This window comes from Klebsiella sp. A-Nf5 (assembly GCF_002810545.1).
In the GTDB taxonomy this organism is placed as follows: Bacteria; Pseudomonadota; Gammaproteobacteria; order Enterobacterales; family Enterobacteriaceae; genus Klebsiella; species Klebsiella variicola.
In genome coordinates, this window is record NZ_PIOG01000254.1 from 207,991 (window position 1) to 233,623 (window position 25,633).

Here is a 25,633-nt window from a genome sequence, read left to right on the forward strand (position 1 = left end):
TTTTCATTTATTTCAGAAGAAATATTTTTTATCCAGGATCCTGCAGGTTAAAAACGCTCCTGCCGCGCACAGCAGCATCGGGGCCAGATAGCTGTGATCCATGTGGGTAAATTCCATCACCAGCGCCACCGCCGTGAGCGGCATCTGCATGGAGGCGGCGAGAAACGCGGCCGCCCCCACCAGAGCGAAGCTGCTTTTATCTCCGCCAGGGAAGCCGAGCTGCCAGAGTGCGCAGAGCAGCAGACTGACCAGTCCGCCTACCGCCAGCCCCGGGGTTAACAATCCGCCTTCCGCACCGCCGCGCAGCACCGCCAGGATCACCACCATCTTCAACACTAACAGGATAGCGACGGTATAAAGAGGCAGCCCGTCGCTGAGCGCCAGCTGCATTGGTCCCTTGCCATTGCCCGGAAGCTCGGGGAAATAAAGGCTCAGAATGGCAAGAAGGGAAAAACCCAGCAGACAGAACACCGGCATCTGCCAGTTACTTCGGACGCGTGAACGCGCCGCGCTGGTCGCTTTGCGAAAAAGCCAGGCGCCGGTGCCAAGAATCGGGCCCGCCAGAATCGCCCACCAGAGAAAGGTGTACGGGAGTGCGCTGGAAACAAAATGGTATTGCGATTCATCCCCTAACCCCAGGGTGGCCGTCCAGGCGGCAATCGCCGAGGTGACCATCGCCGCCAGCGTTTTTTCCCAGCTAAACGACAGCAGCATGACCTCAAGGCTGAACAACGCCCCTGCCAGCGGGACGTTATACACCGCCGCCAGACCCGCGCCCGCCCCACAGGCAATCAGTGTCCGGGTTTCATCTTCCAGCAGGCCCAGCTTACGCGCCACCATCCCCGCCCCCAGCGCGCCCATTTCCCGGGGCGCCACTTCGCGGCCAAGCGGGGAACCCAGCGCCACGGTGACGATCTGCAGCAGGGCATGGATCGTTGTGGTGCCCGCAGGCATGGGTGCGGAAGGGTTGGCCACCGCCGCCGCAATGGAAACCCGCTTCTGCCCATAGCGACCAAGCAGCCACCAGCCAAATCCGGCGACGACGCCGCCAGCCACGATTGCCGCGATGCGATGTGGCCAGGACGACTCCGTGACGCCCTGTAAAAATGACACCGAACCGACGATCTGCCCGGCACTGTAGCCAAAAGCCAGGTGCTGTATCGCATGTAAAATCAGCGCCAGCACCATGCCGGACAGGCCAGCCAGAATCCCGGTTAATACCACGGCTATCAGACGAGTCAGATAATTTTTATTCCCGGCGGCTACACTCATTTCTCAGGCCTTGAAGAAGAAAAATAAAAGAATAAAGGTCGAGACTTAAACATTAGGTATTCATAGTGTTTTCAATATAGATGCCTATCTTTCCATTTATCATTACTTTTTCTAATCAATAAAAATTAATACAAAATCAACAAACCTTTAAACAAAGCCATCACAGGCACTATTGTCATTAATTTTTCCTGGCGTAAATGATTCGCTTTAGAAAATCTCAATCGTGATCCTGCGCACAAATCGTTAACCTGCCCGCCATTACCTGGGGGGATCTATGCTGCTTCATGTTCTGTATTTAATCGGTATTACCGCGGAAGCCATGACCGGCGCGCTGGCTGCCGGGCGCCGGCGAATGGATACGTTTGGCGTCATTATTATCGCCACCGCGACCGCGCTGGGCGGGGGTTCCGTTCGCGATATCCTGCTGGGACATTATCCTCTCGGCTGGGTGAAACATCCGGAATATGTCATTATTGTCGCTGTCGCCGCCGTCCTTACCACCATTGCCGCTCCGGTGATGCCGCACCTTCGTCGGCTGTTTCTGGTGCTGGACGCGCTGGGACTGATCGTGTTTTCCATCATCGGCGCGCAGATCGCCCTGGATATGGGCGAAGGTCCGATCATCGCCTCTATCGCGGCGGTCATTACCGGCGTTTTTGGCGGCGTACTGCGCGATATGTTCTGCAAACGCATTCCGCTGGTCTTCCAGAAAGAGCTGTATGCCGGGATCTCGTTTGCCGCAGCCGTACTCTATATTGCCCTGCAACATTATGTCAGCAGCCACGATGTGGTGGTGCTAGCCACGCTGCTGTTCGGCTTTACCGCCCGCATGCTGGCGCTGCGCTGGAAACTGGGGCTACCGGTCTTCCACTACACCCATGATACCCACTAACCGCCTCAAAACCCGGAGATGCGCTGCCCGCTAAGCCATTGCGCCAGCGCCACCACTTCCGGATGGTGCAGGAAGGCCACCAGCTGGCGGGCTCTGATCTCCCCCACACCCGGCAGCGCGCGCCATTGCGCTTCACTTTTTGCCGCCAGCAGATGCCAGTTCTCGCTTTCGAGCTGCGCCAGCGCCCCCTGAGGCACCGGGAGCCCCATCGCCAGCACCCAGCGGATAAAAGGCCGTTTGCGAACGAGATCAAATTGATGCCAGAGGTGCTGCCCGCGGGCGGCGGAGATCCCTGGCACCGCCTGCAGCTGCTCCACCGTAAGCGCCAGCCAGGAAAAAATATGCGTCATCGGGTTTTGCTGCTGAATGGCGCGCCATAAATGTTCCCCCACGCCATCGACATCCAGCGCGGACTTTGATGACAGCCAGATCAGCCGGGAAAGAAACTGTTCGCTGCACTCAGGGGTGGCGAAATAGCAGGTTAGCGCATTGAATTTCGCCGCCGGCGGCGTCGGTTTATGGCGCTCGGCCGTCCGCCAGACGACGGCGTCGATCCGAGGAATCCCCTGCCCTGCCAGACTGATCTGCAGCTGATCGCCAACCCCAATATCCAGCATCTGCCAGCGGGCCACAGAGCCAACATTAACCCGCTGCACGCGTTTATCATCCAGCCGCTGGGGCTCAAGCTGGACCACGACGTTGAGCCTGCCGCTGCGGCCGGTGCTGAAATGGATCGCCCGTACCTCCATCACCTGCGAGGCCGGAGGATACTTCCAGGCCGCCAGCCACTCTCCCTTTCCGGGAGACCAGTCACGCCCAGGAGGCTCACGACTTTCACGTACAATCACACCATCACTTACGAAGGGAAGCGGCGAGCGATACCAGCGCTGACGCCATTGCGCCACCTGTTCGACGCGTGTCACCGGGTGGGTATATTGCCCGCTGTACTTAAACCCCGCCTGCGTCAGCAGCTGCTGTCGACGGCGCATATCCGACGGGCCGTCTGGCCAGGCCCAGATAAAAACGTCCAGTTGACCGAGCGCTGCCGCCGCGTCGGCTCGCATCATCAACCCGGCGACTTTCGCCCGCGCGTTCATCCCCCCAGCCTGCTGCTGAACATGGTCGTCCCGGCGCAGAAACAGCTCCCCCTGCAGCACGCTGTTGGCCAGTTCTCCGGTCGTCACTTTTACCAGCGCCGGGATCTGCCGCGCTCGGGCGGTCCATGCCTCACCGCGCAGACCATCGCCGCGGCTAATGGCCTGAACCAAACTCCCCTGGCGATAGACCAGGGTCACCGCCACACCGTCCACTTTAGGTTGTACCCACAGGTCGTTTTTATTTTTCATCCAGCGGGCAACGCTGGCGCCATCGGCCAGTTTGCGCACGCCGGTATGCGCCACCGGATGACGCGTATCGCCCGTCGGCGGAGGCAGATCGTCATCCTCAGGCGTCTCGTCCGGAAAACATTGCCGCCACTGCGCCAGCCGCAGAGTGAGCTGGTCATAAACGTCATCGCTTACCTCACTGGCGCCTTGTCGCCAGTAGGCCTCTTTCCAGGCGACAATTTGCTGATGAAGGCGTGAAATCTCCTGCCTTCCTTTGGCCGGCGGCCAGTCCGGACACGTCGCCAGCGCGCTGGCAGAGAACATCCCCATCGCCAGCCACCACCCTCCTTTTCGCATAGCATTCCTCTCCTTCGTCACCTGGCGGAGAGTCTGCTGTAGAACACCGCGAACCGCGATGGGTACTTTTGCGCCTTGCGAAGCGCCTTCCAGGATTTACGCCTCATTGCAGCAACGGCTGGCGAATTCAGGAAAACGGCAGGCAAAATGAAAGAAACCGCGGCAAAAAGTGTGACAATGACTGCGTCACGCCGCGGCGACGTGTATAATAGGCTCGTATGTAGGACCTCTTTCGATAACCACATACAAAAGACACTCATGGCTCAAGGCACGCTTTATATTGTTTCCGCCCCTAGCGGCGCGGGTAAATCCAGCCTGATTCAGGCTTTATTAAAAACCCAACCGTTGTATGACACCCAGGTATCGGTTTCCCATACCACGCGGGCGCCGCGTCCGGGTGAAGTGCACGGCGAACACTATTTCTTCGTGAATCACGACGAATTCCGCTCGATGATTGGCGAAAACGCGTTTCTGGAACATGCAGAGGTCTTTGGCAACTATTACGGCACGTCGCGTAAAGCGATCGAGCAGGTGCTGGCGACCGGCGTCGATGTCTTCCTCGATATCGACTGGCAAGGTGCGCAGCAGATCCGTAAAAGCATGCCCGGCGCACGCAGCATTTTTATTCTGCCGCCGTCAAAAGATGAACTGGACCGTCGCCTGCGCGGCCGCGGCCAGGACAGCGAAGAGGTAATCGCGAAACGGATGGCCCAGGCCGTTGCGGAAATGAGCCATTACGCGGAATATGATTACCTGATTGTGAACGATGATTTTGACACCGCCCTGAGCGACCTGAAAAATATCATCCGCGCTGAACGTCTGCGCATGAGCCGCCAAAAGCAGCGACATGGCGCTTTAATCACCAAACTATTGGCAGACTGAACCCACATTCAGTATCATGCCCAGTCATTTCTTCACCTGTGGAGCATTTTAAGTATGGCACGCGTAACTGTTCAGGACGCTGTAGAGAAAATTGGTAACCGTTTTGACCTGGTACTGGTCGCCGCGCGTCGCGCTCGTCAGATGCAGGTAGGCGGAAAGGATCCGCTGGTACCGGAAGAAAACGATAAAACCACCGTTATCGCACTGCGCGAAATCGAAGAAGGTCTGATCAACAACCAGATCCTCGACGTACGTGAGCGCCAGGAACAGCAAGAGCAGGAAGCCGCTGAATTACAAGCCGTTACCGCGATTGCTGAAGGTCGTCGTTAATCACACAGCGGGTCGCCCTTGTATCTGTTTGAAAGCCTGAATCAGCTGATTCAAAACTACCTGCCGGAAGAGCAAATCAAGCGCCTTCGGCAGGCGTATCTCGTTGCACGTGACGCTCACGAGGGTCAGACACGTTCAAGCGGTGAACCCTATATCACGCACCCTGTCGCGGTAGCCTGCATTCTGGCCGAGATGAAGCTCGACTATGAAACGCTGATGGCCGCGCTGCTGCATGATGTGATTGAAGATACCCCCGCCACCTACCAGGACATGGAACAGCTTTTTGGTAAAAGCGTTGCCGAACTGGTAGAGGGGGTGTCGAAACTTGATAAGCTCAAGTTTCGCGATAAGAAAGAGGCGCAGGCCGAAAACTTTCGCAAAATGATCATGGCGATGGTGCAGGACATCCGCGTCATCCTCATCAAGCTTGCCGACCGCACCCACAACATGCGTACTCTGGGCTCGTTACGCCCGGATAAACGCCGCCGCATCGCCCGCGAAACGCTGGAAATTTACAGCCCGCTGGCGCACCGTTTAGGTATCCATCACATCAAGACCGAGCTCGAAGAGCTGGGCTTTGAAGCGCTGTACCCTAACCGCTACCGCGTCATTAAAGAGGTGGTCAAAGCGGCGCGCGGCAACCGTAAAGAGATGATCCAAAAGATCCTCTCCGAAATCGAAGGACGGTTGCAGGAAGCGGGCATCCCCTGCCGCGTCAGCGGTCGCGAAAAGCATCTGTACTCCATCTACTGCAAAATGGTGCTCAAAGAGCAGCGTTTTCACTCGATCATGGATATCTACGCCTTCCGCGTCATCGTCCATGATGCCGATGTCTGCTACCGCGTGCTCGGCCAGATGCACAGCCTCTACAAACCGCGTCCAGGTCGTTTCAAAGACTACATTGCCATTCCGAAAGCGAACGGCTATCAGTCTTTGCACACCTCGATGATCGGCCCCCACGGCGTCCCGGTTGAGGTACAAATTCGTACCGAAGACATGGACCAGATGGCGGAGATGGGGGTTGCGGCGCACTGGGCTTATAAAGAGCACGGCGGCGAAAGCAGCACCACCGCGCAAATCCGCGCTCAGCGCTGGATGCAAAGCCTGCTGGAGCTGCAGCAGAGCGCCGGTAGCTCGTTTGAATTTATCGAGAGCGTAAAATCCGATCTGTTCCCGGATGAGATTTACGTTTTCACCCCGGAAGGTCGCATTGTCGAACTGCCCGCTGGCGCCACGCCAGTGGACTTCGCCTACGCGGTGCATACTGATATCGGCCATGCCTGCGTTGGCGCACGCGTCGACCGCCAGCCTTATCCGTTGTCGCAGCCGCTCTCCAGCGGCCAGACTGTCGAAATTATCACCGCGCCGGGCGCACGCCCGAATGCCGCCTGGCTGAACTTTGTCGTCAGCTCGAAAGCGCGCGCCAAGATCCGTCAGCTGCTGAAAAACCTTAAGCGCGACGATTCGGTCAGCCTTGGCCGTCGTCTCCTCAATCACGCACTGGGCGGTAGCCGCAAACTCGCCGAGATCCCGCCGGAAAATATCCAGCGCGAACTTGACCGCATGAAGCTGGCCTCGCTTGACGATCTGCTGGCGGAAATCGGTCTGGGCAATGCCATGAGCGTCGTGGTCGCCAAAAATCTGCAGCAGGGCGAAGCCTCTGCCGCACCGGTACCGGCTAACGCCTCGAACCACGGACATCTGCCGATCAAAGGCGCCGATGGCGTGCTGATTACCTTCGCCAAGTGCTGTCGTCCGATTCCTGGTGACCCGATCATCGCCCACGTCAGCCCGGGTAAGGGGCTGGTTATCCACCATGAATCCTGTCGTAACATTCGCGGCTATCAGAAAGAGCCGGAGAAATTTATGGCGGTTGAGTGGGATAAAGAGACCGCTCAGGAGTTCATCACCGAAATCAAGGTGGACATGTTTAACCACCAGGGCGCGCTGGCTAACCTGACGGCGGCGATCAACACCGCGTCTTCCAATATCCAGAGCCTGAATACGGAAGAGAAAGATGGCCGCGTATACAGCGCCTTTATCCGCCTGACCGCGCGCGACCGCGTGCATCTGGCGAATATCATGCGCAAAATCCGCGTCATGCCGGACGTGATTAAAGTCACCCGTAACCGAAACTAGCTTTATGAACTCAAAGCGCTACGAGCGTATCTGCGAGATGCTCGCCAGGCGTCAGCCTGACCTGACGGTCTGTATGGAGCAGGTCCATAAGCCTCATAACGTCTCTGCGGTCATTCGGACCGCAGACGCCGTTGGCGTACACGAAGTGCATGCCGTCTGGCCAAGCAGCCGGATGCGTACCATGGCCTCCGCCGCCGCGGGCAGCAACAGCTGGGTGCAGGTGAAAACCCACCGCACCATCGCAGATGCCGTCGGCCACCTGAAAGGCCAGGGCATGCAAATTCTCGCCACTCACCTTTCCGACAAAGCCATCGATTTTCGTGAAATCGACTATACGCGCCCAACCTGTATCCTGATGGGTCAGGAGAAAACCGGCATCACCCAGGAAGCGCTGACGCTGGCAGACCAGGACATCATTATCCCAATGATCGGCATGGTACAGTCGCTGAACGTCTCCGTCGCCTCGGCGCTGATCCTTTACGAGGCGCAGCGCCAGCGGCAAAACGCCGGGATGTACCAACGCGCCAACAGCATGCTGCCGCCGGAAGAGCAGCAGCGCCTGCTGTTCGAAGGCGGTTATCCGGTGCTGGCCCGCGTCGCCCGACAAAAAGGTCTGCCTTACCCCCACGTCAACGAGCAGGGCGAAGTGGAAGCCGATGACGCATGGTGGGCTACCATGCAGGCAACGAGGTAAACCTGATGTCAGGCCGCCTGCTCGATGCCGTTCCGCTCAGCTCACTCACCGGTGTGGGCGCTGCGCAAAGCAGTAAACTGGCGAAGATCGGCCTGCATACGGTTCAGGACCTGCTGCTGCACCTGCCGCTGCGTTACGAAGATCGCACCCATCTTTACCCGATAGCCGAGCTGCTTCCCGGGGTTTATGCCACCGTGGAAGGCGAAGTGCTCAACAGCAATATCACCTTCGGCGGCCGGCGGATGTTGACCTGCCAGATCAGCGACGGCACCGGCATCCTCACCATGCGCTTTTTCAACTTTAACGCGGCGATGAAAAACAGCCTCGCGACTGGTCGTCGGGTGCTGGCCTACGGTGAAGCCAAACGCGGGAAGTACGGCGCCGAGATGATCCACCCGGAATACCGCGTCCAGGGCGATATGAGCACCCCGGAGCTTCAGGAAACGTTAACTCCGGTCTATCCGACCACCGAAGGCATCAAGCAGGCGACCCTGCGCAAGCTCACCGACCAGGCGCTTGAGCTCCTGGAAACCTGCGCGATTAGCGAACTCCTCCCACCGGAGCTGGCGCAGGGGATGATGAGCCTGCCGGAAGCGCTGCGTACGCTGCACCGTCCGCCTCCCTCCTTGCAACTTAGCGAGCTGGAAAGCGGCAAGCACCCGGCGCAGCAGCGTCTGATTCTGGAAGAGCTGCTGGCGCATAACCTCAGCATGCTGGCGCTGCGGGCAGGCGCCCAGCGCTATCACGCCCTGCCGCTCGGCGCCAACGATACCCTGAAAAACCAGTTGCTGGCCTCCCTGCCCTTTAAGCCCACCGGCGCGCAGGCGCGGGTTACCGCCGAGATCGAACACGATATGGCGCTGGACGTGCCGATGATGCGCCTGGTGCAGGGCGATGTTGGCTCCGGTAAAACGCTGGTCGCCGCGCTGGCCGCCGTGCGCGCTATCGCCCACGGCAAACAGGTGGCGCTGATGGCGCCCACCGAACTACTTGCCGAACAGCACGCCAATAACTTCCGCAGCTGGTTTGAACCGCTGGGCATAGAAGTCGGCTGGCTGGCGGGCAAACAGAAAGGCAAAGCCCGTCAGGCGCAGCAGGAGGCTATCGCCAGCGGCGAAGTGCAGATGATTGTCGGCACTCACGCCATCTTCCAGGAGCAGGTGCAGTTTAACGGCCTGGCGCTGGTGATTATCGACGAACAGCACCGCTTCGGCGTGCATCAGCGGCTGGCGCTGTGGGAAAAAGGTCAGCAGCAGGGGTTCCACCCGCATCAGCTGATCATGACCGCCACGCCTATCCCCCGCACCCTGGCGATGACCGCCTACGCCGATCTGGACACCTCGATTATCGACGAGCTGCCGCCGGGCCGAACCCCGGTGACTACCGTCGCCATCCCGGACACCCGGCGCAGCGATATTATCGACCGCGTACGCAACGCCTGCACCCACGAAGGGCGCCAGGCCTATTGGGTTTGTACGCTAATTGAAGAGTCCGATCTGCTGGAAGCCCAGGCGGCGGAAGCGACCTGGGAAGAGCTCAAACTGGCGCTGCCGGAACTGAATATCGGCCTCGTCCACGGGCGGATGAAACCGGCCGAGAAGCAGGCGGTAATGCAGGCCTTCAAGCAGGGCGAGATGCATCTGCTGGTGGCCACCACGGTGATTGAAGTCGGTGTTGACGTGCCTAACTCAAGCCTGATGATTATCGAAAACCCGGAACGTCTGGGTCTGGCGCAGCTGCACCAGCTCAGAGGGCGCGTCGGGCGCGGCGCGGTCGCTTCCCACTGCGTGCTACTCTATAAATCGCCGCTCTCCAAAACGGCTCAGAAACGCCTGCAGGTCCTGCGCGACAGCAACGACGGTTTCGTCATCGCCCAGAAAGACCTCGAAATCCGCGGTCCCGGCGAGCTGCTCGGCACCCGCCAGACTGGCAACGCCGAATTTAAAGTGGCGGACTTGCTGCGCGATCAGGCGATGATCCCCGACGTTCAACGCATTGCTCGCCATATTCATGAACGCTATCCGCTGCAGGCCCAGGCGCTTATCGAGCGCTGGATGCCGGAAACCGAACGCTATTCCAACGCGTAGCGCGCGCTTTTGCCGCGCTGCGGGCAATTTTTCTACACAACGAGTGGATTATGAAACGAGAACTGGCCATCGAATTTTCGCGTGTCACCGAAGCCGCCGCGCTGGCGGGCTATAAATGGCTGGGCCGCGGCGATAAGAATACCGCCGACGGCGCAGCGGTTAACGCCATGCGCATTATGCTTAACCTCGTCAATATCGACGGCACCATCGTCATCGGCGAGGGCGAAATCGATGAAGCGCCGATGCTCTATATCGGCGAAAAAGTGGGTACCGGCAAGGGCGATGCGGTAGATATCGCTGTCGATCCCATCGAAGGCACCCGCATGACGGCGATGGGCCAGGCCAACGCCCTGGCGGTGATGGCGGTCGGCGATAAGGGCTGCTTCCTCAACGCGCCGGATATGTATATGGAAAAGCTGATCGTCGGCCCAGGTGCTAAAGGCGCCATCGATCTCAATCTGCCGCTGGAAGAGAACCTGCACAATATCGCCCGCGCCCTGAACAAGCCGCTGGGCGAGCTGACCGTCACCGTGCTGGCGAAACCGCGCCACGACGCGGTCATTGCCCAGCTGCAGCAGCTGGGCGTGCGTGTATTCGCGATTCCCGATGGCGACGTCGCGGCCTCTATTCTCACCTGCATGCCGGATAGCGAAGTCGACGTACTGTACGGCATCGGCGGCGCGCCGGAAGGGGTGGTTTCCGCCGCGGTGATCCGCGCCCTCGACGGTGATATGCAGGGGCGTCTACTGGCTCGCCACCACGTGAAGGGCGATAACGAAGAGAACCGCCGCATCGGTGAAAACGAGCTGGCGCGCTGCAAAACCATGGGCATTGAAGCCGGCAAGGTGCTGCGTCTGGATGAAATGGCGCGCAGCGATAACGTCGTCTTCTCCGCCACCGGGATCACCAAAGGCGATCTGCTGGACGGCATCACCCGCAAGGGCAACATGGCCACCACCGAGACGCTGCTGATCCGCGGCAAGTCGCGCACTATCCGCCGTATTCAGTCGATTCATTACCTCGACCGTAAAGATCCGGACATCCAGCAGCACATCCTGTAATACCGCTTTTTCTCCTCCAGGCAACCGTCCGCAGGCGGTTGCCCTGTTCTTCGTTTATATTTGATCAATAGAGCTTTCTTGTGCCTTCGGGGTGGAAATCTTGCTCGTCTGGACCGAAGATAAGGCATCGCTTGGCAACAGGAGAAGACGATGGCGGACTGGGTTAGCGGCAAAGTGACAAAAGTGGAGTACTGGACGGATGCCTTGTTCAGTTTGTACGTGCGGGCGCCTGTTCATCCGTTTACCGCCGGGCAGTTTACCAAGCTCGGGCTGGAAATCGACGGAGAACGCGTGCAGCGCGCCTACTCCTACGTCAACGCCCCCGGCAATCCCGATCTCGAGTTCTATCTGGTCACCGTCCCGGAAGGCAAGCTGAGCCCGCGTCTGGCGGCGCTGAAGCCGGGCGATGAAGTCCTGGTGGTGAGTGAAGCGGCAGGTTTCTTCGTCCTCGATGAAGTACCGGATTGCGATACGCTGTGGATGCTGGCGACCGGCACTGCCCTCGGGCCATACCTGTCAATTTTGCAGGAAGGCAAAGATCTTGAACGCTTTAACAACCTGGTGCTGGTCCACGCCGTCCGCTACGCCGCGGACCTGAGCTATCTGCCGCTGATGCGCGAACTCGAGCAGCGCTACGCCGGTAAATTACGCATCCAGACCGTGGTCAGCCGCGAAACTGTGGAAGGCTCGCTGACCGGCCGGGTACCGTTCCTGATTGAAACCGGCGCGCTGGAAGAGGCGGTCGGGCTGGCGATGAACACCGACACCAGCCACGTCATGCTGTGCGGCAACCCGCAAATGGTGCGCGATACCCAACAGCTGTTAAAAGAGACCCGGCAGATGACCAAGCATCTGCGTCGCCGGCCAGGCCATATGACGGCAGAGCACTACTGGTAATCAGGCGTCCGCTTTCCAGCGTACGTCCTGGGTCTCTTTGCCGAACTTATTCTCGCCCTGGGTGCCGACAAACGCCCCCAGGTCGATCAACATCATGACGATAATCAGCGTCGGCACAAAGCGCCCGACGCCCCACTGCCAGACCTGCGGCAGCATCGCCCAGTTCCCCGCCAGCAGCATCCACGCCAGAATCATCAGCAGCGCCCACAGCCCGGATTTGCCGCGATCGTGCAGCCGCTTGACCACCACCGCCGCCGTCGGCCACAGCAGGCAGACGATAATAAACGCCGCCGTCTGCAGGTTGAGAAGATTGCTGCCTGCCAGGGTAAACAGGGCGCTCATGGTCACCAGCCAGATGGCAATCCAGATCCAGAAATCGCGGCGGCCAATGCGCCCTTTAATTGAGAATAACCACTGCTGTAGGGTCATGCGTTTTTCCTTATCATCATCGTCTGCGTAGTTTACCCTGGCGTCGTGACTTTTTGACAAGCGCCGCGCTTCCCGATTTAATCGTCAGCAGGCAAAAAAAGGAACGACGGGCATGAAGAAGTGGACAATCTTGTATTTAAGTGGGCTGATGGGCCTGACCGTCAGCCCGCACGCGTTGTCCGCAGAAAGCGAATCGGCGACAGCGGCGCCCTACCTGCTCTCTGGCGCACCGAGTTTTGACCTGTCGATCAGCCAGTTCCGGGAAAAATTTAACGCCGATAACCCGAAGCTGCCCCTGAACGAATTCCGTTCCATCGCCACCAGCCGGGATCAGGCTAACCTGACCCGCGCCGCCAGCAAAATTAACGAAAATCTTTATGCCTCGACCGCGCTGGAGCGCGGCACGCTGAAGATCAAATCTATGCAGATCACCTGGCTGCCGATCCAGGGGCCGGAGCAAAAAGCGGCGAAGGCCAAAGCGCTGGAGTATATGAGCGCCATGATCCGCGCCTTCGTGCCCACTCTTAGCCCAGCGCAAAGCCAGCAAAAGCTGCAAAAACTGCTGACTGCCGGCAAGGGCAAACGCTATTTCGCCGATACCGAAGGCGCCGTTCGCTATGTGGTGGCAGATCATGGCGAAAAGGGTCTGACCTTCGCCATTGAACCGATTAAGCTGGCGTTATCTGAAACGCTGGAAGGCAACAATAAATGACAAAAAGCAAAGCCTTTCCAGTGACGAGTCTCTATACTGTTTCACAGACCATGCTGCCCTCTGGGGCGGCTATATTCCTTAATTCGCTTAAGTAGCGTGGAGAATTAAAATGCGACATCCTTTAGTGATGGGTAACTGGAAACTGAACGGCAGCCGCCACATGGTAAACGAACTGGTTGCGAACCTGCGTACCGAACTGGCTGGCGTAAGCGGCTGTGCAGTTGCCATCGCCCCGCCGGAAATGTATCTGGACCTGGCTAAACGTGCGGCAGAAGGCAGCCACATTCACCTGGGCGCGCAGAACGTTGACGTGAACCTGTCCGGCGCATTCACCGGTGAAACCTCCGCCGAAATGCTGAAAGATATCGGTGCACAGTACATCATCATCGGCCACTCCGAGCGTCGTACCTACCACAAAGAATCCGACGAGCTGATCGCGAAGAAATTCGCTGTGCTGAAAGAGCAGGGTCTGACCCCGGTACTGTGCATCGGTGAAACCGAAGCCGAAAACGAAGCGGGCAAAACCGAAGAAGTTTGCGCACGTCAGATCGACGCCGTGCTGAAAACGCAGGGCGCTGCCGCTTTCGAAGGCGTGGTTATCGCTTACGAACCGGTATGGGCTATCGGTACCGGCAAATCCGCGACCCCGGCTCAGGCTCAGGCGGTGCACAAATTCATCCGTGACCACATTGCTAAAGCTGACGCGAAAATCGCTGAGCAAGTGATCATCCAGTACGGTGGTTCCGTTAACGCTGGCAACGCAGCAGAGCTGTTCACCCAGCCGGACATCGACGGCGCGCTGGTTGGCGGCGCCTCCCTGAAAGCTGACGCTTTCGCGGTGATCGTTAAAGCAGCAGAAGCAGCGAAAAAAGCGTAATTCGCTTTTCCCGGTAGCGAAACGCGACCGGGGTGACTGACAAAACGTGGGAGCCCGGCTTAGCACAGCGCAAGCCGGGCTTTCTTTTGCCGTTACAGTTTCCCCAACAGCTGATACCACGCGTAGTCCAGCGGCAGTAAAATCAGATAACTCACCGCCGCCAGCGCCAGACACAGTTGCATCCCCGCCCTCGCCGGGACCTTGCCTAACCCCATCGCCACCACGATCGGCGACGCCTGATAGGGCAGCAGCGGCGTGGAATACCCCAGCACCTGAATCATGATCACGCTGAGCAGCGGAAAGCCGGTCGCGTCGGCAAAGCTCTGCGCAAAAGTGGTATACAGCGCCGGCACGCCGTTGGCGGTCATAATAAAGTTCAGCGCGCTGGTTATCCCGGTCAGGGCGAGGAAGCTGGTGAACGGATTGTCTTTATCCAGCGGCATCACCTGCAGCAGCGCATTGCCCACCGCACCGCCAATTCCGGTTTGGGTAACGGCGATCGCCAGTCCCAGAATCCCGGCAACATAAATGCAGGTGCGCATATTCACCCCGCTGGCAAACTCCTCACCGTTGATAAAGCCCACCCGCGGCAGCAGCGTGACCACTGCCGCCGCCAGGCCGGTCCACGCCGGGCCGACGCCGTGCCAGCTCTCGGTCACCCATAGCGTGAGGACGACCGCCAGCAGCCACGCCAGACGTTTCTCGTCGCGGCTCATCGGCGGCAGCGGCGCCAGGTCACGCGGTGGATGCGGCTTACCGGGAAACAGCCAGCAAATCAGCGCCACCAGCACCGCCCCTTTCAGCCAGCCAAGCACCGGCGTATGCAGCAGTAAATAGGGAACATAATTCAGATGGATACCGTACGAGCCTTCCGCCGCCCCGCTCATCACCAGATTTGGCACGTTAGCGGGCAAAATCGTCGCCGAAAGCTGAAAGGTGCCGAACCCCACCGCCAGCGCCAGGCCGAACCAGCCGCGGCTGCCATCGACAATGCCCGCGCGGCGGGCCATCGCCGCCACGATCGGCATCAGCAGCGCGATACGCCCCATGTTGGAAGGCATCACAAACGCCAGCGCGTAGCTCAGCAACACCACGCTGCCGACCATCCGCGGCCAGGAGTCAGTGAGCCGCGCAGACAGCGCCTGCGCCGCCCGGTCCGCCAGCCCGGTTTTACGGATCGCGATACCGAGCACAAAGCCGCTGAACACCAGCCAGAACGCCGAAGAGGCAAAGCCGCCGAAGATCACCTCCGGTGGAGCGATTTTCGCCATCATCGCCGCCGCGAAGAACAGCAGCGCGGTGATAAACTCCGGCAGCAGCGACGTCGCCCAGAGCACAATGGTGACGCCGACAATCAATGAAGGAAGGAACAGCGGGTGGGTAAGCCAGAGCGACATGTCTGTCTCCTGTCGTTTTTTTCAGCAAGAATACGACGACAGGTAAGACAGGTAAACGCCAGAACTAGTGGCTTGCGTTAAGAATGGCGCAGCGATGATCCTGAATTTCTTCCGCTGAAGCCCGGTTCAGGGTCAGCAGGTTACGCTCCGTCGCCAGCAGCACCAGCGAGCCGTCGCTCTGCTGTGCCATCGCCAGCGCGAAGCGTCCCATATGTTCGCGCGCTTCCGGCACCTCTTCCGCCAGCATCAGGAACGGGCTGCGCTGGGCCAGTTCGGCCTCCGTCACCCGGCGCGCCAGGTATTCATGACCCTGAAGCCCGCCCGGCAGCGGCAGCCAGCGGCTGCTGACCGCGGCCGCATCCTTATCTAACTGCGCGCGTACATCGGGGCGCAGGCAGGATATATGAATATGGAAATGGTTTTGCGTGCGTCCGCTGCGCGAGTTGATCGCCAGCGATACCGCGTTATCAGGAACTGGCGCGCCGTGACGCTGACTCATGATTTCTCGTCCCTGCCAGGCCTGCCAGAAGAAGTTCGGCGTCAGCGGATCCAGCAGCAGCGGGCTTTCGGTGCCGTTAATGCGGTAGGTCGGCATCAGCAGATATTGCAGCGGGCCATTGCGGTCTTTAAACAGCACGTAGCCGCCCTTGAGGTTCACTTCCGCACACGGCGACGGGTTTTGCTGCTGTTGCTGATGGGGTACGCACTGCTGCAGAACAATCTTGCGTAATGCGTCCGGGTTGCCGGAGTACAGCCAGTAGTAGCCGCCCGCCAGTGCCGCGAGGATCGCCACCAGCAGCGCCAGCAAAAAATATCTTACTCTTCTCATTATCGTTCCCTGTTAAGCCTGAAGCGGAAGAGTAACGTAATTTGATGACTAAATGAAAACAGATGGTGGGCGGGGAGTTATCCCGGGTAGCGGCTGACGCCTTACCCGGGATATGCACGGCGCAGAACTGTAGCCCTGCTAAGCGTAGCGCAAGCAGGGCCAAGAGGATTAACGCTGGCTAATCTGGTCGAAGGTGCCGCCGTTAGAGAAGTGCTCTTTCTGCGCTTTCGTCCAACCACCAAACTCCTGATCGATGGTAAACAGCTTCAGTTTCGGGAACTCATTGGCGTATTTTTTCGCGACATCAGGATCGCGAGGACGGTAGAAATTCTTCGCCGCAATCTCCTGGCCTTCCGGTGAGTAGAGATACTTCAGGTACGCTTCCGCCACCTGGCGCGTGCCTTTCTTATCCACCACTTTATCGACCACAGAGACGGTCGGCTCAGCCAGAATCGACTCACTCGGGGTCACGATTTCAAACTTGTCTTTGCCCAGTTCGTTGGTCGCCAGCAGCGCTTCGTTTTCCCAGGCGATCAGTACGTCGCCGATGCCGCGTTCTACGAAGGTATTGGTCGAACCGCGCGCGCCGGAGTCCAGCACTTCAACGTTTTTATACAGTGCTTTGACGAATTCCTGGGCTTTGGCCTGGTCGCCGTGATTCTGATGCAGGGCATAGCCCCAGGCAGCCAGGTAGTTCCAGCGGGCGCCACCGGAGCTTTTCGGGTTCGGGGTAATGACCGACACGCCCGGTTTGATCAGGTCGTTCCAGTCATGGATCTGTTTCGGGTTGCCCTTGCGGACGAGGAACACGATGGTTGAGGTATACGGTGCGGAGTTATCCGGCAGGCGTTTCAGCCAGTTTTTATCGATACGGCCGCGTTCAGCAATGGCGTCTACGTCGTAGGCCAGCGCCAGCGTGACCACATCCGCTTCAATACCGTTAATCACCGAGGTCGCCTGTTTGCCAGAGCCACCGTGCGACTGGCGGATCACCACGTTGTCGCCGGTCTCCTGCTTCCAGTGCGCGCTAAACGCTTTGTTGTACTGTTCGTACAGCTCGCGCGTTGGATCATAAGAAACGTTTAAAAGCTGAATGTCTTTTGCCAGAACGCTGGCGGATGCCAGCAACAGAGTTAACCCTACGCCCCACTTATTCATCGCACCGCTCTCTTTATGTGTGTTGTGATGGGCTAAGCGTGCCAGAAAGCGATTCAATGATTAAAGAATAAAAAAAGATTGGCTATAACTTGCGGATATAAAGAAATGAGTAAGGATAGCCCCCTCCCGGACGGGAGAGGGCGCGAAGCGATTAGACTTCTTCCATGCGGCCCAGCAGCGCCTGCAGGCGATCCTGCCAGCCCTGCTGTTGCTCTTTCAGCTGGCTGTTTTCGCGCTCCAGCTCTTCACGACCATGCTGCGCGCTCTGAACTTCCTGAACCAGGGTGTTGTTCTTTTCTTTCAGCTCTTCGATTTCCATCTGCAACAGAGTGATGGTATCAATCGCCTGCTGAACTTTAGATTCTAATTTCTCAAACACTTCTAATGACATCGTCATACCTCTCCTGAACTTGCAAGGCGTTGATAGAAACTCGTGTTTCGTATACGCGGTCCCGCCTTAACGAAAATTAGCGCACATAGCGGTGTTATCGTCGATTGTATGAATCCCCGCCGCCCCTGTCCAGCGGCAAGCCGCGCAGATTGCGGTTTGCAACACTTTTCAGCCTTTACCTGGTGCTTTCAGCGCAGTTCGCTCGTACTTCATGGGTCATTGTTAATTTTATGGTTAACAAAATGCGAGGTGAAACGCTCCGGCACCGGTCTCAATGCGCGCGGATGGCGCGAAAACGCTCATTTTCTTGACGTGGTACACACATTTGAAGTTCGATATTTCTCGTTTTTGCTCGTTAACGATAAATTAACACTATGCCTACATGGCAATATGGTCGTCTGTGACCACCCTACATACAATAATCATCACAACGCTTCAGGATTCGATTATGAGCCAAACATCAACCTTAAAAGGCCAGTGCATCGCAGAGTTCCTCGGTACCGGGTTGTTGATCTTTTTCGGCGTTGGGTGCGTGGCTGCGCTCAAGGTCGCGGGAGCCAGCTTCGGGCAATGGGAAATCAGCATCATCTGGGGTCTGGGCGTCGCCATGGCGATCTACCTGACCGCTGGGGTCTCCGGTGCGCACCTTAACCCTGCGGTGACTATCGCACTCTGGCTGTTCGCCTGCTTCGATGGCCGCAAAGTGGTCCCTTTTATTATTTCGCAATTCGCTGGCGCCTTTTGCGCTGCGGCATTAGTTTACGGGCTTTATTACAATCTTTTCCTCGATTATGAAACCACCCACCATATGGTCCGCGGCAGCGTAGAAAGCCTCGATCTGGCCGGCATCTTCTCCACCTATCCGAACCCGCATATCAATTTTGTGCAGGCCTTCGCGGTAGAGATGGTGATTACCGCTATCCTGATGGGCGTCATCCTGGCGCTGACCGACGATGGCAATGGCGTACCGCGCGGTCCGCTTGCTCCGCTGCTGATCGGCCTGCTGATTGCGGTGATTGGCGCCTCCATGGGACCGCTGACCGGTTTCGCCATGAACCCGGCGCGTGATATCGGCCCGAAAGCCTTCGCCTGGCTGGCTGGCTGGGGTGACGTCGCCTTCACCGGCGGCAAAGATATTCCTTATTTCCTGGTGCCGCTGTGCGCACCGGTGGTCGGCGCGGCACTGGGCGCGTTCAGCTATCGTAAGCTGATTGGCCGCCATCTGCCTTGCGACACCTGCGTGGACGAAGAGCAACAGAGCCCTTCCTCTTCGACCACTCAACATAAAGCTTCGCTGTAATCTGACTACGGGACACCGACTATGACCGACAAAAAATATATCGTTGCGCTTGACCAGGGCACTACCAGCTCCCGGGCCGTTGTGATGGATCATGATGCCAATATCGTCAGCGTCTCCCAGCGAGAATTTGAACAAATTTATCCTAAGCCAGGCTGGGTTGAGCACGACCCGATGGAGATTTGGGCTTCGCAAAGCTCTACGCTGGTAGAAGTGCTGGCGAAAGCTGACATCAACTCCGACGAAATTGCCGCCATCGGCATCACTAACCAGCGTGAAACCGCCATCGTATGGGAGCGTGAGACCGGTAAGCCCATCTACAACGCCATCGTCTGGCAGTGCCGCCGTACCGCGGAGATCTGCGAACAGCTCAAGCGTGACGGGATGGAAGAGTATATCCGCAAGGCCACAGGCCTGGTGGTGGACCCCTACTTCTCCGGCACCAAAGTGAAATGGATCCTCGACCATGTCGAAGGTTCCCGTGAACGTGCGAAACGCGGCGAGCTGCTGTTCGGCACCGTTGACACCTGGCTTATCTGGAAGATGACCCAGGGCCGCGTGCACGTTACCGACTACACCAACGCCTCACGTACCATGCTGTTCAACATCCACGAGTTGGACTGGGACGACAAAATGCTCGACGCGCTGGACATTCCGCGCGCGATGCTGCCGGAAGTGCGTAAGTCATCCGAAGTGTACGGCCAGACCAACATCGGTGGTAAAGGTGGGACCCGTATCCCTATCGCCGGGATCGCCGGTGACCAGCAGGCGGCCCTGTTCGGCCAGCTGTGCGTCAAAGAAGGGATGGCGAAAAACACCTATGGCACCGGCTGCTTTATGCTGATGAACACCGGTGAAAAAGCGGTAGCCTCAACGCATGGCCTGCTGACTACCATTGCCTGCGGCCCGCGCGGCGAGGTGAACTATGCCCTGGAAGGTGCGGTGTTTATGGCCGGCGCGTCTATTCAGTGGCTGCGTGACGAGATGAAGCTCATCAGCGATGCGTTCGACTCCGAGTACTTCGCCACCAAAGTGAAGGATACCAACGGCGTATACGTGGTACCCGCGTTCACTGGTCTTGGCGCACCATACTGGGACCCGTATGCCCGCGGCGCGATTTTCGGCCTCACCCGCGGCGTAAACTCGAACCACATTATCCGTGCGACGCTGGAGTCCATCGCCTATCAGACCCGCGATGTGCTGGAGGCGATGCAGGCTGACTCCGGTATTCGTCTGCACGCCCTGCGCGTGGACGGTGGCGCGGTGGCCAACAACTTCCTGATGCAGTTCCAGTCCGATATCCTCGGCACCCGCGTGGAGCGGCCGGAAGTACGCGAAGTGACGGCGCTGGGCGCGGCCTATCTGGCGGGTCTGGCAGTCGGCTTCTGGCAAAATCTGGATGAGCTGCAGGAAAAAGCGGTCATTGAGCGCGAGTTCCGCCCGGGTATTGAAACCACCGAGCGCAACTTCCGCTACAGCGGCTGGAAGAAAGCGGTGAAACGCGCGTTAGCGTGGGAAGAGCACGACGAAGCGTAAGATTGTGGAGGTATTCCCGGCTTGCGGCGTAAACGCCTTAGCCGGGCTACAAAACCCCAAACAGCACGATCTTGTAGCCCGGACAGGTGCGCAGCACCGCCTCCGGGTTTTTTATCAGCCAAACATCGGCAGCAGCAGGTATAGCTTAATCACCAGCGCGTTAACGATATCGATAAAGAACGCTCCCACCATCGGCACCACCAGGAAGGCCATATGTGACGGGCCAAAACGGTCGGTGATCGCCTGCATATTAGCAATCGCCGTCGGCGTTGCACCCAGACCGAAGCCACAGTGGCCCGCCGCCAGCACCGCGGCATCGTAATTCTTACCCATCATCCGATAAGTGACGAACACCGCATACAGCGCCATCGCCAGCGATTGCACCGCCAGGATAATAATCATCGGCAGCGCCAGCGAGGCCAGTTCCCACAGCTTGAGGCTCATCAGGGCCATGGCGAGGAACAGCGACAGGCTGACGTTGCCCAGCACCGATACCGCCCTATCGAACACCCGATACAACCCCGCCAGCGCCAGGCTGTTGCTAAGGATCACACCGATAAACAGCACGCAGACGAAAGTCGGCAGCTCGAAGACGCTGCCCGCCAGCAGTTGCGCAACCACCTTGCCTACCGTCAGACAGATGGCAATCAGGGCGATACTTTCGATCAGTACCAGCGAGGTGATCACCCGCCCCACGTCCGGTTTTTCAAAGGCGGTTGGCGCCACCTGATCGTCCGGTGTGCCGTCCGGAGAGGAAGAGTGCTTCACCAGATAGCGTGCCACCGGGCCGCCGATCAGGCCGCCCAGCACCAGGCCGAAAGTCGCGCAGGCCATCGCCACTTCGGTGGCGTTGGCAAAACCGTAGCGTTCAACGAACAGCTTGCTCCACGCCGCCCCGGTGCCGTGGCCGCCGGATAAGGTAATCGACCCGGCCAGCAGGCCCATCAGCGGATCCAGCCCCAGCAGCGTCGCCATGCCGATACCGAGGGCATTCTGCAGCAGCAGCAGACCGACCACCACAATCAGGAAAGTGCCCAGCACCTTGCCGCCAGCCCGCAGGCTGGCGAGGTTGGCGTTAAGACCGATGGTGGCAAAGAACGCCAGCATGAGCGGGTCTTTCAGACTCATATCGAAATCAATTTCGATATCCATGCTTTTCTTCAGCACCAGCAGCGCCAGCGCCACCAGCAAACCGCCGGCAACAGGTTCAGGGATGGTGTATTGCTTGAGGAAGGGAACAGTTTGTACGAGTTTTCTGCCGAGTAATAGCACAAGCGTTGCGGCAACGAGCGTCGATAAGGTATCGAGGTGAAACATAAAAAGCTCCTTATGGGCGCATGATCCATTCACACGCGACGATATTCCTGGTGTCTTTAGCTTCTCATCATGAGGAGTCAGAGGGGGATTTTACGCAGAACGGCGGAAAAAATGACAGAAAAAGATATTTTGCATCACCAATGATGCGATTTAGCATACAAAATGTTAATAACCTCGTTGCGCATATTCACGGCATAAATTTTTATGACCAAATGCTGGCAAACGTTTGCTTTTGGTCTACAGTCCGATAAAATTCCCGCTTTGCCACCTTGGGATTGCTTGTGATGTCCGTTAACACCGCAGAGTCAGAAAATGCGCAACCGGTTGCGCATAAATCAGCTAGCGAATTAATCTACCGCCTCGAAGATCGTCCACCGCTACCGCAAACCCTGTTCGCCGCCTTCCAGCACCTGCTGGCGATGTTTGTCGCGGTGATCACTCCAGCGCTGTTAATCTGCCAGGCTCTCGGTCTCCCGGCACAAGATACCCAACATATCATCAGCATGTCGCTGTTCGCCTCCGGCGTCGCTTCCATTATTCAGATTAAAGCCTGGGGCCCCGTCGGCTCCGGATTGCTTTCCATTCAGGGTACCAGCTTCAACTTTGTCGCCCCGCTGATCATGGGCGGTACCGCGCTGAAAACCGGCGGCGCCGACGTCCCCACCATGATGGCCGCCCTGTTCGGCACCCTGATGCTGGCCAGCTGCACGGAAATGGTGCTCTCCCGCGTCCTGCACCTGGCGCGCCGCATCATTACCCCGCTGGTCTCCGGCGTGGTGGTGATGATTATCGGCCTGTCGCTGATTCAGGTCGGACTGACTTCCATCGGCGGCGGCTACGCGGCGATGGCCGACCACACCTTCGGCGCGCCGAAGAACCTGCTGCTGGCGGGCATCGTGCTGGCGCTGATTATCATCCTCAACCGCCAGCGTAATCCCTATTTGCGCATCGCTTCGCTGGTGATCGCCATGGCGGCGGGCTATCTGGCGGCGTGGTTCCTCGATATGCTGCCGGCCAATACCGCCCCGACCAACAGCAGCCTCATCACCGTGCCGACGCCGCTCTACTATGGTCTCGGTATCGACTGGAGCCTGCTGCTGCCCCTGATGCTGGTGTTTATGATCACCTCCCTGGAAACCATCGGCGATATCACCGCCACCTCCGACGTCTCCGAACAGCCGGTTTCCGGCCCGCTGTATATGAAACGCCTGAAAGGCGGTGTGCTGGCTAACGGCCTCAACTCCTTTGTTTCCGCGGTCTTCAACACCTTCCCGAACTCCTGCTTCGGCCAGAACAACGGCGTGATCCAGCTGACCGGCGTTGCCAGCCGCTACGTCGGCTTTGTGGTGGCGCTGATGCTGATCGTCCTCGGCCTGTTCCCGGCGGTGAGCGGCTTCGTGCAGCACATCCCTGAGCCGGTGCTCGGCGGCGCTACGCTGGTGATGTTCGGCACCATTGCCGCGTCCGGCGTGCGCATCGTCTCCCGTGAGCCGCTGAACCGTCGGGCGATCCTGATTATCGCCCTGTCACTGGCGGTGGGCCTCGGCGTGTCGCAGCAGCCGTTGATCCTGCAGTTCGCCCCAGACTGGCTGAAAAACCTGCTCTCCTCGGGGATTGCCGCCGGTGGTATCACAGCCATTGTTCTGAATTTAATTTTCCCGCCAGAAAAAGCCTGATCTGACGCGCTCCCGGTCGTGCTATCGGCCGGGACGCTCTCCACGACCTGCCTCATCACGGAAATAAACCACGCCCGCCTTGAGAAGTGCGCCTAAATCGGGCATAACACGGTTATGTGCATCTCACAGAATGGAAGACCATGAAATTTCTTGGAAAGCTGATTCTCTGGCTGCTAGTCGCTCTGCTGCTCGTCATTGTTGGCGCATGGTTTCTGCTGCAAACCCACTGGGGCGCCCGCCAGGCCAGCGCCTGGCTCAGCAATGGCACCGGCTGGCAGGTCTCCTTCGATGCGATGGAACACGATTTCTCCTCCCCTCTTCATGTGCAGTTGCAAAACGTCACCTTTGGCCGGGAAGGCAAGCCGGCCACCCTGGTGGCAAAAACGGTCGATATTGGCTTCAGCACCCGCCAGTTTAGCGATCCGCTGCATGCGAATGAGATAGTCCTTAACGACGGCACCCTGAATCTGTCTCCCCACTCCGCGGCCCTGCCGTTCGCTGCCGACCGGCTGATGTTGCGCAATATGGCCTTCAACAGTCCGGAAACCGGCTGGGCGCTTAGCGCGCAGCGCGTCACCGGCGGCGTCAGCCCATGGGCGCCGGAGGCAGGCAATGTGCTGGGGAACACGGCGCAGATCCAGATGAGTGCGGGCTCGATGACCCTCAATGGCGTCGAAGCCAGCAACGTCCTGATTCAGGGTAAGATTGATCATGGCGAGGTCACCCTCTCCACCCTCGGCGCCGATGTCGCCCGCGGCACCTTAACCGGCAATGCAAAACGCAGCGCTGACGGCAGCTGGCTGGTGGATAACCTCCAGCTCAATGAGATTCGACTGCAAAGCGCCTCATCGCTGGCCGACTTTTTCGCCCCGCTGACCACCGTCCCCTCCCTGCAGATTGGCCGCCTGGATATCACCGACGCCCGCCTGCAGGGGCCGGACTGGGCGGTAACCGACCTCGACCTGAGCCTGCGCAGCCTGACGCTCAGCCACGGCGGCTGGCAGAGCGAGGACGGCACGCTGTCGATGAACGCCAGCGAATTTATCTACGGCTCGCTGCACTTCTTCGACCCGATCCTGAATGCTGAATTCTCTCCCCAGGGCATTGCGCTGCGCCAGTTTACCTCACGCTGGGAGGGCGGCATGGTGCGCACCTCCGGCAACTGGCTGCGCGCCGGTAACGCCCTGGTGCTCGACGACACCGCCTTCGCCGGACTGGAGTACACGCTGCCGGCGAACTGGAAACAGCTGTGGATGGAGCCAATGCCGGCCTGGCTGCAAAGCCTGACGCTGAAAAAATTCAGCGTCAGCCGTAACCTGATCATTGATGTGGACCCTGCCTTCCCGTGGCAAATTACCGCCCTCGATGGCTATGGCGGCGAGCTACAGCTGGTGAAAAACGGCAGCTGGGGAGTATGGAACGGCAGCGCGACGCTGAACGCCGCGGCGGCGACTTTTAACCGGATAGACGTGCGCCGCCCGTCACTCAAGCTGAGCGCGACGGCGTCTACGGTCAATATCACTGAGCTTAGCGCCTTCACCGAGCGCGGCATTCTGCAGGCCACCGCCGCGGTATCGCAGCTACCCCAGCGCCAGGTTAATCTCAGTCTGAACGGCCGCGGCGTGCCGCTGGGTATTCTGCAGGCCTGGGGCTGGCCTTCGCTTCCCATTAACGGGGACGGCAATCTCCAGCTGACCGCCAGCGGCAGCGTGCGGGCCGATGTCCCGCTCAAACCGACGGTTAACGGGCAGCTCAGTGCGGTAAATATGGAGAAACAGCAGGTGGCGCAAACGATGCGCAACGGCGAGGTCAACACCGCGCCCGCCGCGCCGCAGTAAACTCCCCCTCACCCTGGCCCTCTCCCCCACGGGGAGAGGGAACACTTCCCGGCAAAACTCCGCTCTGGCCACTCCCTCTCCCTTTCAGGGAGAGGGTTGGGGTGAGGGTCCTGAAACCTGTGTGCAATAAGCGGCTATCTGTACCTATTTAGCGCAACAGGTTCCTTTCAAATATCAGAATTGCTATAACCAAATTACTGGAAGTCGATAAAAAAACCGCTCCCTGTACCTACAAAAATA

At 58.6% G+C, this 25,633-nt stretch carries 22 protein-coding genes; 14 read left to right on the forward strand and 8 right to left on the reverse strand.

Going from position 1 to position 25,633, the window contains the following annotated elements; translation table 11 throughout:
* Positions 1 to 12: 12 nt before the first annotated feature.
* Positions 13 to 1,272: a chloride channel protein gene (locus CWM53_RS24365; protein WP_100630962.1), complete on the reverse strand. Its 1,260-nt coding sequence runs from the start codon at positions 1,270 to 1,272 to the stop codon at positions 13 to 15.
* A gap of 274 nt (positions 1,273 to 1,546) precedes the next feature.
* Between CWM53_RS24365 and CWM53_RS24370 the strand changes: the two genes are divergently transcribed.
* Positions 1,547 to 2,164, forward strand: coding sequence for a trimeric intracellular cation channel family protein (locus CWM53_RS24370; protein ID WP_074386946.1), 618 nt, complete (start codon positions 1,547 to 1,549; stop codon positions 2,162 to 2,164).
* Positions 2,165 to 2,169: 5 nt separating this feature from the next.
* On the opposite strand, the gene ligB is transcribed toward CWM53_RS24370, so the two are convergent.
* On the reverse strand, positions 2,170 to 3,846 hold the full coding sequence (ligB, locus tag CWM53_RS24375) for an NAD-dependent DNA ligase LigB (RefSeq protein ID WP_100729711.1): 1,677 nt from the start codon (positions 3,844 to 3,846) through the stop codon (positions 2,170 to 2,172).
* Between the two features lie 258 nt (positions 3,847 to 4,104).
* Between ligB and gmk the strand changes: the two genes are divergently transcribed.
* From gmk to fpr, 7 genes are all read left to right on the forward strand, one after another.
* On the forward strand, positions 4,105 to 4,728 hold the full coding sequence (gene gmk / locus CWM53_RS24380; RefSeq protein WP_002922664.1) for a guanylate kinase: 624 nt from the start codon (positions 4,105 to 4,107) through the stop codon (positions 4,726 to 4,728).
* Positions 4,729 to 4,782: 54 nt separating this feature from the next.
* Positions 4,783 to 5,058, forward strand: coding sequence for a DNA-directed RNA polymerase subunit omega (gene rpoZ / locus CWM53_RS24385; protein WP_000135058.1), 276 nt, complete (start codon positions 4,783 to 4,785; stop codon positions 5,056 to 5,058).
* Between the two features lie 18 nt (positions 5,059 to 5,076).
* Positions 5,077 to 7,197, forward strand: a complete 2,121-nt coding sequence (gene spoT / locus CWM53_RS24390; RefSeq protein ID WP_074386944.1) for a bifunctional GTP diphosphokinase/guanosine-3',5'-bis pyrophosphate 3'-pyrophosphohydrolase — start codon at positions 5,077 to 5,079, stop codon at positions 7,195 to 7,197.
* A 4-nt stretch (positions 7,198 to 7,201) separates the two neighbouring features.
* Positions 7,202 to 7,891 carry a tRNA (guanosine(18)-2'-O)-methyltransferase TrmH gene (gene trmH / locus CWM53_RS24395; protein WP_074386943.1) on the forward strand — a complete coding sequence of 230 codons (690 nt, stop codon included), beginning with the start codon at positions 7,202 to 7,204 and terminating at the stop codon, positions 7,889 to 7,891.
* 5 nt (positions 7,892 to 7,896) lie between these two features.
* Entirely contained in the window at positions 7,897 to 9,978 is a 2,082-nt protein-coding gene (gene recG, locus CWM53_RS24400; RefSeq protein ID WP_008806816.1) for an ATP-dependent DNA helicase RecG, read from the forward strand.
* A 50-nt stretch (positions 9,979 to 10,028) separates the two neighbouring features.
* On the forward strand, positions 10,029 to 11,039 hold the full coding sequence (gene glpX / locus CWM53_RS24405) for a class II fructose-bisphosphatase (RefSeq protein ID WP_002922903.1): 1,011 nt from the start codon (positions 10,029 to 10,031) through the stop codon (positions 11,037 to 11,039).
* 150 nt (positions 11,040 to 11,189) lie between these two features.
* The gene (gene fpr / locus CWM53_RS24410) at positions 11,190 to 11,936 is read left to right on the forward strand and encodes a ferredoxin--NADP(+) reductase (RefSeq protein WP_023298349.1); all 747 of its coding nucleotides are present in this window, start codon (positions 11,190 to 11,192) and stop codon (positions 11,934 to 11,936) included.
* On the opposite strand, the gene CWM53_RS24415 is transcribed toward fpr, so the two are convergent.
* Entirely contained in the window at positions 11,937 to 12,365 is a 429-nt protein-coding gene (locus tag CWM53_RS24415) for a DUF805 domain-containing protein (protein ID WP_004173894.1), read from the reverse strand. It abuts the gene before it with no gap.
* Positions 12,366 to 12,477: 112 nt separating this feature from the next.
* Between CWM53_RS24415 and CWM53_RS24420 the strand changes: the two genes are divergently transcribed.
* On the forward strand, positions 12,478 to 13,077 hold the full coding sequence (locus CWM53_RS24420; RefSeq protein WP_100729710.1) for a YiiQ family protein: 600 nt from the start codon (positions 12,478 to 12,480) through the stop codon (positions 13,075 to 13,077).
* Between the two features lie 109 nt (positions 13,078 to 13,186).
* Positions 13,187 to 13,954 (forward strand): triose-phosphate isomerase, encoded by a 768-nt coding sequence (gene tpiA / locus CWM53_RS24425; protein ID WP_002922909.1) that lies wholly within the window; start codon positions 13,187 to 13,189, stop codon positions 13,952 to 13,954.
* 92 nt (positions 13,955 to 14,046) lie between these two features.
* On the opposite strand, the gene CWM53_RS24430 is transcribed toward tpiA, so the two are convergent.
* From CWM53_RS24430 to zapB, 4 genes are all read right to left on the reverse strand, one after another.
* Positions 14,047 to 15,351, reverse strand: coding sequence for an SLC13 family permease (locus tag CWM53_RS24430; RefSeq protein ID WP_012540294.1), 1,305 nt, complete (start codon positions 15,349 to 15,351; stop codon positions 14,047 to 14,049).
* 64 nt (positions 15,352 to 15,415) lie between these two features.
* The gene (locus tag CWM53_RS24435) at positions 15,416 to 16,180 is read right to left on the reverse strand and encodes a CDP-diacylglycerol diphosphatase (RefSeq protein WP_074386942.1); all 765 of its coding nucleotides are present in this window, start codon (positions 16,178 to 16,180) and stop codon (positions 15,416 to 15,418) included.
* Positions 16,181 to 16,348: 168 nt separating this feature from the next.
* On the reverse strand, positions 16,349 to 17,338 hold the full coding sequence (locus CWM53_RS24440) for a sulfate ABC transporter substrate-binding protein (protein WP_061152934.1): 990 nt from the start codon (positions 17,336 to 17,338) through the stop codon (positions 16,349 to 16,351).
* A gap of 151 nt (positions 17,339 to 17,489) precedes the next feature.
* Complete coding sequence (zapB, locus tag CWM53_RS24445; RefSeq protein WP_008806812.1) at positions 17,490 to 17,735, reverse strand: septal ring assembly protein ZapB; 246 nt, start codon at positions 17,733 to 17,735, stop codon at positions 17,490 to 17,492.
* Positions 17,736 to 18,177: 442 nt separating this feature from the next.
* Here zapB and CWM53_RS24450 point away from each other — a divergent pair, with 442 nt between their 5' ends.
* Together CWM53_RS24450 and glpK are read left to right on the forward strand one after the other, a co-directional pair.
* Positions 18,178 to 19,029, forward strand: a complete 852-nt coding sequence (locus tag CWM53_RS24450; protein ID WP_012967047.1) for an MIP/aquaporin family protein — start codon at positions 18,178 to 18,180, stop codon at positions 19,027 to 19,029.
* 21 nt (positions 19,030 to 19,050) lie between these two features.
* Positions 19,051 to 20,562 carry a glycerol kinase GlpK gene (gene glpK, locus CWM53_RS24455; protein ID WP_061152933.1) on the forward strand — a complete coding sequence of 504 codons (1,512 nt, stop codon included), beginning with the start codon at positions 19,051 to 19,053 and terminating at the stop codon, positions 20,560 to 20,562.
* A 114-nt stretch (positions 20,563 to 20,676) separates the two neighbouring features.
* Here glpK and gltS read toward each other — a convergent pair whose 3' ends face one another.
* Entirely contained in the window at positions 20,677 to 21,879 is a 1,203-nt protein-coding gene (gene gltS, locus CWM53_RS24460) for a sodium/glutamate symporter (RefSeq protein ID WP_074386941.1), read from the reverse strand.
* A 284-nt stretch (positions 21,880 to 22,163) separates the two neighbouring features.
* Here gltS and CWM53_RS24465 point away from each other — a divergent pair, with 284 nt between their 5' ends.
* Together CWM53_RS24465 and CWM53_RS24470 are read left to right on the forward strand one after the other, a co-directional pair.
* Positions 22,164 to 23,555 (forward strand): nucleobase:cation symporter-2 family protein, encoded by a 1,392-nt coding sequence (locus CWM53_RS24465; protein WP_008806808.1) that lies wholly within the window; start codon positions 22,164 to 22,166, stop codon positions 23,553 to 23,555.
* A gap of 140 nt (positions 23,556 to 23,695) precedes the next feature.
* On the forward strand, positions 23,696 to 25,393 hold the full coding sequence (locus tag CWM53_RS24470; RefSeq protein WP_100676472.1) for an AsmA family protein: 1,698 nt from the start codon (positions 23,696 to 23,698) through the stop codon (positions 25,391 to 25,393).
* Positions 25,394 to 25,633: the final 240 nt, after the last annotated feature.

Coding starts and splice junctions, on each gene's coding strand:
- rpoZ (WP_000135058.1), top strand. CDS start 4,783: ATGGCACGCGTAACTGTTCAGGACGCTGTAGAGAAAATTGGTAACCGT.
- CWM53_RS24470 (WP_100676472.1), top strand. CDS start 23,696: ATGAAATTTCTTGGAAAGCTGATTCTCTGGCTGCTAGTCGCTCTGCTG.
- CWM53_RS24465 (WP_008806808.1), top strand. CDS start 22,164: ATGTCCGTTAACACCGCAGAGTCAGAAAATGCGCAACCGGTTGCGCAT.
- CWM53_RS24370 (WP_074386946.1), top strand. CDS start 1,547: ATGCTGCTTCATGTTCTGTATTTAATCGGTATTACCGCGGAAGCCATG.
- gltS (WP_074386941.1), bottom strand. CDS start 21,879: ATGTTTCACCTCGATACCTTATCGACGCTCGTTGCCGCAACGCTTGTG.
- CWM53_RS24450 (WP_012967047.1), top strand. CDS start 18,178: ATGAGCCAAACATCAACCTTAAAAGGCCAGTGCATCGCAGAGTTCCTC.
- zapB (WP_008806812.1), bottom strand. CDS start 17,735: ATGACGATGTCATTAGAAGTGTTTGAGAAATTAGAATCTAAAGTTCAG.
- CWM53_RS24415 (WP_004173894.1), bottom strand. CDS start 12,365: ATGACCCTACAGCAGTGGTTATTCTCAATTAAAGGGCGCATTGGCCGC.
- glpX (WP_002922903.1), top strand. CDS start 10,029: ATGAAACGAGAACTGGCCATCGAATTTTCGCGTGTCACCGAAGCCGCC.
- CWM53_RS24435 (WP_074386942.1), bottom strand. CDS start 16,180: ATGAGAAGAGTAAGATATTTTTTGCTGGCGCTGCTGGTGGCGATCCTC.
- CWM53_RS24430 (WP_012540294.1), bottom strand. CDS start 15,351: ATGTCGCTCTGGCTTACCCACCCGCTGTTCCTTCCTTCATTGATTGTC.
- ligB (WP_100729711.1), bottom strand. CDS start 3,846: ATGCGAAAAGGAGGGTGGTGGCTGGCGATGGGGATGTTCTCTGCCAGC.
- glpK (WP_061152933.1), top strand. CDS start 19,051: ATGACCGACAAAAAATATATCGTTGCGCTTGACCAGGGCACTACCAGC.
- trmH (WP_074386943.1), top strand. CDS start 7,202: ATGAACTCAAAGCGCTACGAGCGTATCTGCGAGATGCTCGCCAGGCGT.
- recG (WP_008806816.1), top strand. CDS start 7,897: ATGTCAGGCCGCCTGCTCGATGCCGTTCCGCTCAGCTCACTCACCGGT.
- fpr (WP_023298349.1), top strand. CDS start 11,190: ATGGCGGACTGGGTTAGCGGCAAAGTGACAAAAGTGGAGTACTGGACG.
- CWM53_RS24440 (WP_061152934.1), bottom strand. CDS start 17,338: ATGAATAAGTGGGGCGTAGGGTTAACTCTGTTGCTGGCATCCGCCAGC.
- CWM53_RS24420 (WP_100729710.1), top strand. CDS start 12,478: ATGAAGAAGTGGACAATCTTGTATTTAAGTGGGCTGATGGGCCTGACC.
- CWM53_RS24365 (WP_100630962.1), bottom strand. CDS start 1,272: ATGAGTGTAGCCGCCGGGAATAAAAATTATCTGACTCGTCTGATAGCC.
- gmk (WP_002922664.1), top strand. CDS start 4,105: ATGGCTCAAGGCACGCTTTATATTGTTTCCGCCCCTAGCGGCGCGGGT.
- tpiA (WP_002922909.1), top strand. CDS start 13,187: ATGCGACATCCTTTAGTGATGGGTAACTGGAAACTGAACGGCAGCCGC.